Source organism: Hoeflea sp., assembly GCF_039975035.1.
In the GTDB taxonomy this organism is placed as follows: domain Bacteria; phylum Pseudomonadota; class Alphaproteobacteria; order Rhizobiales; family Rhizobiaceae; genus Hoeflea.
In genome coordinates this window covers 1-8,715 of the sequence record NZ_JBDWHW010000098.1, presented here as the reverse complement: position 1 = coordinate 8,715, position 8,715 = coordinate 1, and the positions used below count along the sequence as shown (strand labels likewise).

Below are 8,715 nucleotides of genomic sequence, written 5' to 3'. Positions count from 1 at the left end.
CGGTGACGAAGGCGACAGTCACCGAGACAAACAGCGAGCGCATCAGTAGATCGCGATAGATCGGCTCGGTCAGCGCTGCCTGATAGTTTTTCAGCGTGAATGTATGGTCGATGGTCAGATAGTCCTGCGACCAGAAGCTGTTGGCGACGATGACCATGATCGGTCCGATCAGCAGCAGCATGGCGTAAAGCAGCGGCGGCGAGATGGTCAGCCAGCCTTTGCCCGTGTCCGAACGCATGAACCGCATCAACCGCGATTGGCCGGCGGCGCGCTCAGCAGGCAAAGTGTGGGCAGATACTTCCAAATGCAGTTCCTCGCCGTGACCAGTCCTGCTGGCCGTTCGAACGCCAGCGTGCGGGGCACCTGTTCCAAACCCGCAGGCATGGACCAGACGCGTCTAAGATGAGGCCAAAAGAGAGTTGAATGCAAGACGTTTTTCTGTCAAATTGATTGAACAGTCATTCAATAACAGGCTTCGACGGCGCCTCGAAGCTGTTGAAGTCCGGCGCCGTGCATCTGTTTCAGGAATTCCCTCTCATGCCCGATAACCAAGCTGTTCTTTACAAAAAGGCCACTGAAGATGCTGTAAACCATCTGATCCAGCCATGGCCGTCAGCAGGTTCGATCGGCGCGGAATCACGCGAGTTGCTCGGCGCGGGCGAGGGGATCTATGTGCATGATACCAAGGGCCGCAAACTGATCGACGGGCCTGCCGGCATGTGGTGCACCAATGTCGGGCACCGCAACGAGGTTCTCGCCGATACGCTCAAAGAGCAGGCGATGGAGCTGTCCTACAATTCTCCCTGGTACACATCGAGCGAGCCGTCGGCCGAACTGGCCCGGCGTATCGCCGAACACGCGCCCGGCGATCTCAATCATGTGTTCTTCACCACCGGCGGATCAACCGCTGTGGAAAGCGCGCTGCGCTTTGCGCAGTTTTACAACAATGTCCGCGGGCTTGAGGGCAAGAAGAAGATCATCTGCCGCGATGGCGGGTATCACGGCAGTACCTATCTGTCGGCGAGCCTGAACGGCAGCCAGCGGTCGCGCAACTGGATGGATTTTGCCGACGAGATGATGATCCGGCTGTCCTGCCCGGATCCGTTCCGTCGTCCCAAGGGTCTGAGACTCGAGGCGTTTCGCGACCAGTTGGTGGCCGAGTTCGCCGATGCTGTCAAAGAACACGGAGCGGAAAATATCGCCGCTTTTGTCGGCGAGCCGATCATGGCCTCGGGCGGCGTGATCGTGCCGCCGGAAGGCTACTTCAAGGCGATCCGCGATATCTGTAGCGAGAACGACATCCTGTTCATCGCCGATGAGGTGGTGACCGCATTCGGCCGGCTCGGTCATGTGTTTGCTTCCGAAGCCTGTTTTGATGTCGTGCCCGATATCATCACCTTCGCCAAGGGTGTGACCTCGGGCTATTTTCCACTGGGCGGCATGGTGGTGTCGGACAGGCTGCTTGCAAGTCTGCGCACGTCGAACCATCCCGAGGCGATGTATGCGCATGGGCTGACCTATTCGAGCCATCCGATCGGCTGTGCGGTGGCGCTGAAGAACCTCGATATCCTGGAAGACGACCTGCTCGACTATACACGCGAGATCACGCCGTATTTTCACGAGAAGATGAAAATGCTCGAGGAGCTCGAGCTGGTCGGCGAAGTGCGCGGCATGGGGCTGATGGCCTGCATCGAATGCGTCGCCGACAGGGAGAGCCACAATCCGATCCGGCTCGACACCGAAGTCGGCGTCCGGATCGATCGCCATTGCCAGGACCTCGGCCTGCTGGTGCGCCCGCTGGTGCATATGTGCGTGATGTCGCCGCCGCTGGTGATCACGCGTGACCAGATCGACACCATGGCGGGCATTCTGCATGAGGGGATTTCGCGCACCATGCGGGACTTGCGCCAGGAAGGGATCTGGAACGGCTGACAGCCAGGCGCCGCAGTCCGATCCGTCGCGTCGAAAGCAAAACATCCGCCCGGGCTCTGGCCCTGGCGGATGTTTGTGTTTTGGCTGTCAAATCCGTTCAGAAGTTCAGGGTCATCTCGGCGTTCAGCCGGGGGATATCGTCTTCATCGGGCCGCTGGTCAAGATTGCTGACGGGCAGCACCGCGCGCAGATGGTCGTGATGGCTGCGCACGCCGTACTCCAGGTCGGAGAGATAGAATCCCTTGAAGGCGCTTGAATTCATCGCTTCGTTGGACCATTCGGTCAGCCGTATGTCCTCGCCCATGGTTTCATAATCAATGCGGGCTGCAAGCTTGCGGGCCACGGTCTGTTGCCTGGTCTCGTCGCGGTAGCGGTAGATCGAGCCACGCAGCAGGGTTTCGCCGGTGGACAGCGGAAACTCCTGGTAGAACTGAACCAGTTCGGGCGTTACCGCGATCACGGCATTGGGGAACATGCCGTAATAGACCCAGGCGCGCTTGAGATAATCCGGCATGCCGGGGCGCGGCTGCATTGTCTTGAGGTAGTTGCGGACACTCCAGCGACGGCCGTTCTCATTGCACTCGGCATAGGATCTCGACAGTCCATCGACGAAAGGCTCATCGAAATAGGAGCGGCCATAGAGGTCCTGAAGCGCTGGGTGGGCCAGCGCCACATGGTAGCCTTCGTTGTCGACGTCGCGGACGGATTTCCAGTTGACCTTGGACACCATGGTCCACATCTCGCCGGTGGGCACCATGTCGGCAATGTCAAAATGGGCGATCTCTTCGGCGAACGGCTGGAACAACTCGGCCACCGACGCTTGCGGTCCGGTTTCGAAACGGACAAAGACGAAGCCGTTCCAGATTTCGGCTTCAAGCGGTTGCAAGCCGAACTCGACCTTGTCCAGATCGGGGAAGGACTTTGGTCGCGCCGCGCCGCGCAGGGTGCCGTCAAGATTGTAGACCCAGCCATGGAACGGACAGACCAGCGCCCCCTTGCAGGAGCCTTTTTCTTCCGCGACCACGCGCGCGCCGCGATGTCGGCACATGTTGTGAAAGGCGCGAATTTCGCCATCTGTGCCGCGCACCAGAAGTGCCCGTTCGCCGCACATGTCGAAGGCGAGATAATCGCCGGTTTCAGGCAGATCGGAGACATGGCAGGCAATCTGCCAGTGCTTGCGGAAGAGCTCCTGCTTCTCCAGTTCAAGAAATGCCGGGCTGTGATAGGTCCAGCCGGGCAAACCGCACCGGTCCCAGTTCTCGGGAATTGAAATATCGCGATGGGAGACGGGGCGGTTCATACGACACCTTTTTTGAGTAATTACTCAGAAAAATATGCTGAACCCGGCGTGGCGTCAAGTCGCAACGGGACGGACGGTCGTCAAAATCGGGCAAATGTGGGTTGTTCCCGGCTCATAACCCGCATCCGAAGCGCAAACAGGGGAATGGCTCAGGCGGCTCTGCTCCGCCCGAGTGCAATGACGCCGATACGGGCCGCCTTACATCTGCGAGGGCAGGAACAGCACCAGCCACGGAAACAGCACCAGAATAAGCAACCGGACAATGTCCATCATCCAGAACGGGGTGACGCCCCGGAAGATGGTCCCGACCGAAATGTCGCCGACCACGCTTTTGAGGATGAAGACGTTGAGACCGACCGGCGGGGTGATCAGGCTGATTTCGGTTACCACCACGACGACGATGCCGAACCAGACCGGGTCGAAGCCAAGACCGATGACGATCGGGAAAAAGATCGGCACGGTCAGCAACAGCATCGACAGGCTTTCGAACACGCAACCGAGCGCCACGTAAATCAGGATGATGACCGTCATCACCAGCCAGGGCGACAGGTCGGCGCTGACAATCATCTCCTTCAGCCCCTCGGGCAGACCGGCGTAATTGACGAAGTTCGAGAAAATCCACGCGCCGATCAGCACGCTGAACAATTGTGCGGTGGTGGTCGCGGTTTCCTTCAATACGGTGATGGTTGCCTTGACCGTCAGGCTGCCACGGAAAAGCGCGATCAGGAATGCGCCCATCGCCCCCATGCCGGCCGCTTCGGTCGGCGAGAAGGTGAGGTGGATCGGCCAGAAATCCAGCGCGCCATAGAGCCCTCCGATAACCAGGAAGAAGAGCAGAAGAACGGACCAGACCCCGCTCAAGGCCTGCATTTTCTCGGCGAAGCTGAAACGGCGTCCGGCCGGGCCGGCTGCAGGATTGCGGAAGACCGAGATCTGCACGGCGACCAGATAGAACAGGATGCCGAGGATGCCGGGAATGATACCGGCGATGAACAGCTTGCCGATCGAGGTTTCGGTCAGCAGCCCGTAGATCACCAGGATGACGGAGGGCGGGATCAGGATGCCCAGCGTCCCCCCTGCGGCAATGGATGCCGAGGACAATTCGTCCGAATAGCCAAGCTTGCGCATTTCCGGCATGACCACCTTGGACATGGTGGCCGCAGTGGCCAGCGACGAGCCGCAGATGGCTGCAAAACCGCCGCAGGCTGCAATCGTCGCCATCGCGAGGCCACCGCGGAAATGGCCCAGGAATGCGTTGGAGACCTGGTAGAGTTCACGGCTGATGCCACCCTTGTTCACAAACAGGCCCATGAGAATGAACAGCGGCACCACCGACAATCCATAGTCCTGACTGGTGTCGATGATCAGCCGCGAGACCAGTGATATCGCTGCGATGAAATTGGTCTCGTAGGTCATGCCGGCCATGCCGACGATGGCCATGGCAAAGGCGATGGGCATGCGCAGCAGTACCAGGAGCAGTACTGCGGCAAATCCGATCAGGGATTCAATCATGTGCGCCTCGGAGCAGGTCGGGCTTGAACAAGGTGATCATTCCGCGAAGAGCCATCGTGATTGCGGTGACAAGCGTCATGAAGGCGATGAACCAGGTGATGTAGTAGACCGGAATGGAAAGATACTCGGTCAAATCACCATAGCTCCGGGCGCGGTTGGCCAGATCGAAGGATCGCATGGCCGGCCAGACAAGCAGGACGCCGCACACCAGCGTGGTCAGGCCATCCAGGATACGTTCGACGCCGGCCCGGCGAAACAGCGGGTCAAGCAGGTCAACGACAATGTGCTCGGCTCTGCCGGAGACAACCGGGAGCGCGGAAAACACGATCACGGCAATGGCGATGCGGGTGAGTTCGGTGGCCGCTTCTATTGGCGCCGAGAAGGTCGAGCGCATGATGACGTCCGCGAAGGTCAGCACCATCAGGGCAAACAATGTTGCTGCGGCGAGGAGCATCGGCAACTCAGTCAGCCTGTTGAGCACTCTGGCGATGGGGTTCATGATTGGCTCCTTGAGGGCAGATCTGCGGGGGCAGGGCCAAGCCGTGCCCCCGCAACCAGGGTCAATGACCCCGACTTACTTGCCGTAGGATGCCATTGTTGACGCCACCATTTCGTGAGCGGCGTCTGCATCGATCCCCAGCGCCGAAATTTCGGCAAGGACCTTGGTGCGTACACGCGCAGCCATTTCCGCGAATGCGGCCTGATCCTCGGCACTTGCGGTGACGATCTTGTTGTCGCCTGCGGCCAAGGTGGCCTCACGCGCCCGCACATCGCTTGCGTCCCAGGCGATGCCCATCATTTTCGAAGCAGGTTCGCCGAAGACTGTTTCCTCGAGTGCTGTTTTCACGTCGTCGGGCATCGAGTTGAACTTGTCTTGGCTCATCAACACGGCAAATGAACCACGATAAAAGCCGCCGGGCATTTCATAGACATTCTTGGCGACCTCGTTGAGCTTGAAGCTCAGGCGTTCGCCCATGTTCATTGCCACAGCATCGGCTGCACCTGACGACAGTGTCTCATAGACCTTCGGAGCAGGGACCTGAATGCCAATGAGGCCAAGCTCTGCACCGACATCGGCGGAAACGCCGCCGCCAAGACGGGTCTTGAGACCTTGCAGATCTGCCAGGGTGTTGACCGGCTTGTTGGAGTGGATCTGGCCGGGGCCATGAGTGGTCAAGGCGACGACCTTGGTGCCCTTGAACTCGTCGAGCTGGGCCAGATATTTCTCGTAAACCTGCCAATAGGCGACAGAAGCGGCTTCGGCATTGCCTTCATAGCCCGGCAGCTCGATGAGTTTGGTTCCAACAAAACGCCCCGGCTGGTAGCCGTTGAAAATGATCGTCATATCGGCGGCACCGTCGAGAATAAGGTCCATCTGGGCCGGCGGAGGCGCGAGGCCCAACTTGATTTCGCCACTGACCTTGCCGTCCGTTGCCTTCTCCATCATGTCGACGAGGCCCTCGAGCATGTCGACGTTGATCGGATGCGAAGGCGGCAGCCAGCTGGAAATGGTCAGGTTGATGTCAGCTGCCATGGCTGAGGCTGAAAACCCAACCGCCATTACGGTGCTTGCAATTAATGTCCCAAAGTTTTTCATGCGCTTCCTCCCGGTAAGTGATGGCCAAATGCTCCTCCTCGGCCTTCATGAAGGGAAACATGCAATATCATATAAAAACATGCAATATCATGTATCCATCTTTTTCAGGGTTTCTCGGTTACGGCACCCGGCGTGACAGCGGTCGTGCCTGAAAATCCGGTCGGATCGGTTTCAAGATGCTGGATCAGTGCACGAAGCGTTCCCTTGATCTCGTCGCCCTGATTACCCTGGAAAGATTTGAGCAATTGCAACTCATGAGCCTTTGCGTCTGCCACCAGTTCGGCGGCGAGGTTGCGGCCATGGTCGGTCAGAAAAACGCGCACGCGGCGACCATCGTTGGGATCGCTTCGGCGGGTGACCAGACCGCGGTTGTCCATCTGTATGATGATCCTGGTCAGCCGCGATTGCTCGATCATGGCGTAACCTGCAAGTTCCGTGACCATCGATCCGTCCCAATCGGTCAGGCAGGCCATGACGCGCCATTCGGGTACGCGCAAACCCTTGGTCCGCACATGGCTGTGAAACCGCGCACTGGCAGCCTCGCTGGCGGCGGCCAACAGATACAAAAGATAGTTCGGGACAAAAGGGTCCTGGTGTTCGTCGGCGTTCTTGTTCATTCGGCTTCCGCATCGCTTCAAAGGAGTGCAGCGGTCCTTCCGCGTTCAAACGAACACGGGGCGCCGCAGGGACATTCCCATCGCATCCCGCACCAGTATCTTCAATAAAAACCTCTTGACAAGAAATATATGAAAATTCATGTTTCGACCATGGGAGGATGTTGAATTGGTCGAACCGGTCAAATTGAAAGTCGCATCAGCACGTATGCTGACTGATGCAATTCGCGAGTTGGTTTTCATCCCCGGCGAAGGCGCAAAGCTTGCCGGGTACACGCCGGGCGCCCACGTCAAGTTCCAGCTATCATCGGGTGAGCGCAGTTATTCGCTGATCGATTTCGATGAGGATACTGGTCAGGATGGCAACGCGGAATACCGGTTTGCGGTTCAACTCGAGAGGCAAGGCGCCGGCGGATCCGGTCACATGCACGGGCTTGCGCCCGGCGATGAGGTGCTTGCCTCTGGTCCACATAATGACTTTCCCTTGATGCCGGGCAAGCCGGCCCTGCTGATCGCGGGCGGCATAGGAATCACTCCGTTGATCGGCATGGCTGCGGCATTGAAGCGGGCAGGGACGCCGTTCCGGTTTCATTATGCGTCGCGCTCAAGTGCTGCCATGGCATACCTGAGCGAGTTGAAGGCGACGTTCGGCAATCAAGTGGCCTTTCATTTCGATGACCAACCGGAAACGGCGCTCGACATCGACGGACTTGTCGCGAGCGCAAACCCGGATGAGCATGTCTACATATGTGGACCGAAAGGGTTGATCGAAGCGGTGAAGGCAAAGGCGGAAACGGCAGGCTTTGCCCCGGACAGGGTGCATTTCGAACTTTTCACGTCCGCGGCTCAACAATCCGGCGACACCGAATTCGAGGTCGAGGTCAAATCCACCGGCGACGTGTTCGCGGTGCCTCCCGGCAAATCGATCATCGATGTGCTCGAAGCGGCTGGCCTTGACCTGATCCATGATTGCCGGCGCGGCGATTGCGGGATCTGCCAGACCGACATCATCGAAGGCATCCCCGATCATCGTGATGTGGTGCTCAGCGATAGCGAAAAGGCTGAAGGCAAGGTCATGCAAATATGCGTGAGTCGGGCGAAATCCGCCCGTCTCGTGCTGGATCTTTAGGGAGGGAACGATGGGACGCTATGCACAGAATCCAGCGGCGATCAGGGCGCTGTTCCGCGGCTATGAAATCCACCGCGACGTTTATATCGATCAGGAGCTTTATCAGCTTGAGATGAAACATCTGTTCGCCAACGCATGGGTGTTTGTCGGACATGAAAGCCAGACGCCGAACAAGGGCGACTATTTCTCCACCCAGGTCGGCGATCAGCCGGTGATCCAGGTGCGCCACAGCGATGGCGATATCCATGTGCTTTTCAATCGCTGCCCGCACAAGGGTACCAAAATCGTCATCGACCGGGCCGGCAACACCGGGAAATTCTTCCGCTGCCCGTATCATGCCTGGTCGTTCAAGACCGATGGCTGCCTGCTGGCGATTCCGCTGAAGAAGGGCTACGAAAACACCGGTTTTGAAAACAGCGACAACAGCAAGGGCATGCGCGCGGTTGGCGAGGTGAAGAACTATCGCGGCTTCATTTTCTGCCGTCTGGCAGAGAACGGGATTTCCTTCGAGGACTATTTCGGTGGCTCCGTGTCCTCGATCGACAACATGGTTGACCGCTCACCCGCCGGTCGGCTGGAAGTGGCCGGACCGCCCTTGCGTTATCTGCACCATTGCAACTGGAAAATGCTG

Annotated in this window: 8 protein-coding genes and 1 pseudogene; 3 read left to right on the top strand and 6 right to left on the bottom strand. The window is 58.5% G+C overall.

The features are described from left to right. Positions 1-238: pseudogene (locus ABJN75_RS08260) on the bottom strand (ABC transporter permease); the annotation flags it as partial. A gap of 299 nt (positions 239-537) precedes the next feature. Here ABJN75_RS08260 and ABJN75_RS08255 point away from each other — a divergent pair. Next, positions 538-1,932 carry an aminotransferase gene (locus ABJN75_RS08255; protein WP_348438602.1) on the top strand — a complete coding sequence of 465 codons (1,395 nt, stop codon included), beginning with the start codon at positions 538-540 and terminating at the stop codon, positions 1,930-1,932. A 97-nt stretch (positions 1,933-2,029) separates the two neighbouring features. On the opposite strand, the gene ABJN75_RS08250 is transcribed toward ABJN75_RS08255, so the two are convergent. From ABJN75_RS08250 to ABJN75_RS08230, 5 genes are all read right to left on the bottom strand, one after another. Continuing rightward, a complete protein-coding gene (locus ABJN75_RS08250; RefSeq protein WP_348438600.1) occupies positions 2,030-3,232 on the bottom strand; it encodes an aromatic ring-hydroxylating dioxygenase subunit alpha in 1,203 nt (400 codons plus the stop codon). Positions 3,233-3,430: 198 nt separating this feature from the next. Further along, the gene (locus ABJN75_RS08245) at positions 3,431-4,744 is read right to left on the bottom strand and encodes a TRAP transporter large permease (protein WP_348438598.1); all 1,314 of its coding nucleotides are present in this window, start codon (positions 4,742-4,744) and stop codon (positions 3,431-3,433) included. Continuing rightward, positions 4,737-5,243, bottom strand: a complete 507-nt coding sequence (locus ABJN75_RS08240; RefSeq protein WP_348438597.1) for a TRAP transporter small permease subunit — start codon at positions 5,241-5,243, stop codon at positions 4,737-4,739. Before ABJN75_RS08240 ends, ABJN75_RS08245 begins: the two co-directional genes overlap by 8 nt. A 75-nt stretch (positions 5,244-5,318) precedes the next feature. Further along, positions 5,319-6,341 (bottom strand): TRAP transporter substrate-binding protein, encoded by a 1,023-nt coding sequence (locus ABJN75_RS08235; RefSeq protein WP_348438595.1) that lies wholly within the window; start codon positions 6,339-6,341, stop codon positions 5,319-5,321. Between the two features lie 104 nt (positions 6,342-6,445). Then, on the bottom strand, positions 6,446-6,958 hold the full coding sequence (locus ABJN75_RS08230) for a MarR family winged helix-turn-helix transcriptional regulator (RefSeq protein ID WP_348438593.1): 513 nt from the start codon (positions 6,956-6,958) through the stop codon (positions 6,446-6,448). A 139-nt stretch (positions 6,959-7,097) separates the two neighbouring features. Here ABJN75_RS08230 and ABJN75_RS08225 point away from each other — a divergent pair, with 139 nt between their 5' ends. Both ABJN75_RS08225 and ABJN75_RS08220 read left to right on the top strand, forming a co-directional pair. Continuing rightward, on the top strand, positions 7,098-8,084 hold the full coding sequence (locus tag ABJN75_RS08225) for a PDR/VanB family oxidoreductase (protein ID WP_348438591.1): 987 nt from the start codon (positions 7,098-7,100) through the stop codon (positions 8,082-8,084). Between the two features lie 10 nt (positions 8,085-8,094). Further along, positions 8,095-8,715 (top strand): Rieske 2Fe-2S domain-containing protein (locus tag ABJN75_RS08220; RefSeq protein ID WP_348438589.1); only part of this gene is annotated, 621 nt, incomplete at its 3' end.

What these genes read in the sequence shown, in the direction of transcription:
- ABJN75_RS08240 (WP_348438597.1), bottom strand. Translation starts at nt 5,243, where the DNA reads ATGAACCCCATCGCCAGAGTGCTCAACAGGCTGACTGAGTTGCCGATG.
- ABJN75_RS08225 (WP_348438591.1), top strand. Translation starts at nt 7,098, where the DNA reads ATGTTTCGACCATGGGAGGATGTTGAATTGGTCGAACCGGTCAAATTG.
- ABJN75_RS08245 (WP_348438598.1), bottom strand. Translation starts at nt 4,744, where the DNA reads ATGATTGAATCCCTGATCGGATTTGCCGCAGTACTGCTCCTGGTACTG.
- ABJN75_RS08250 (WP_348438600.1), bottom strand. Translation starts at nt 3,232, where the DNA reads ATGAACCGCCCCGTCTCCCATCGCGATATTTCAATTCCCGAGAACTGG.
- ABJN75_RS08230 (WP_348438593.1), bottom strand. Translation starts at nt 6,958, where the DNA reads ATGAACAAGAACGCCGACGAACACCAGGACCCTTTTGTCCCGAACTAT.
- ABJN75_RS08235 (WP_348438595.1), bottom strand. Translation starts at nt 6,341, where the DNA reads ATGAAAAACTTTGGGACATTAATTGCAAGCACCGTAATGGCGGTTGGG.
- ABJN75_RS08255 (WP_348438602.1), top strand. Translation starts at nt 538, where the DNA reads ATGCCCGATAACCAAGCTGTTCTTTACAAAAAGGCCACTGAAGATGCT.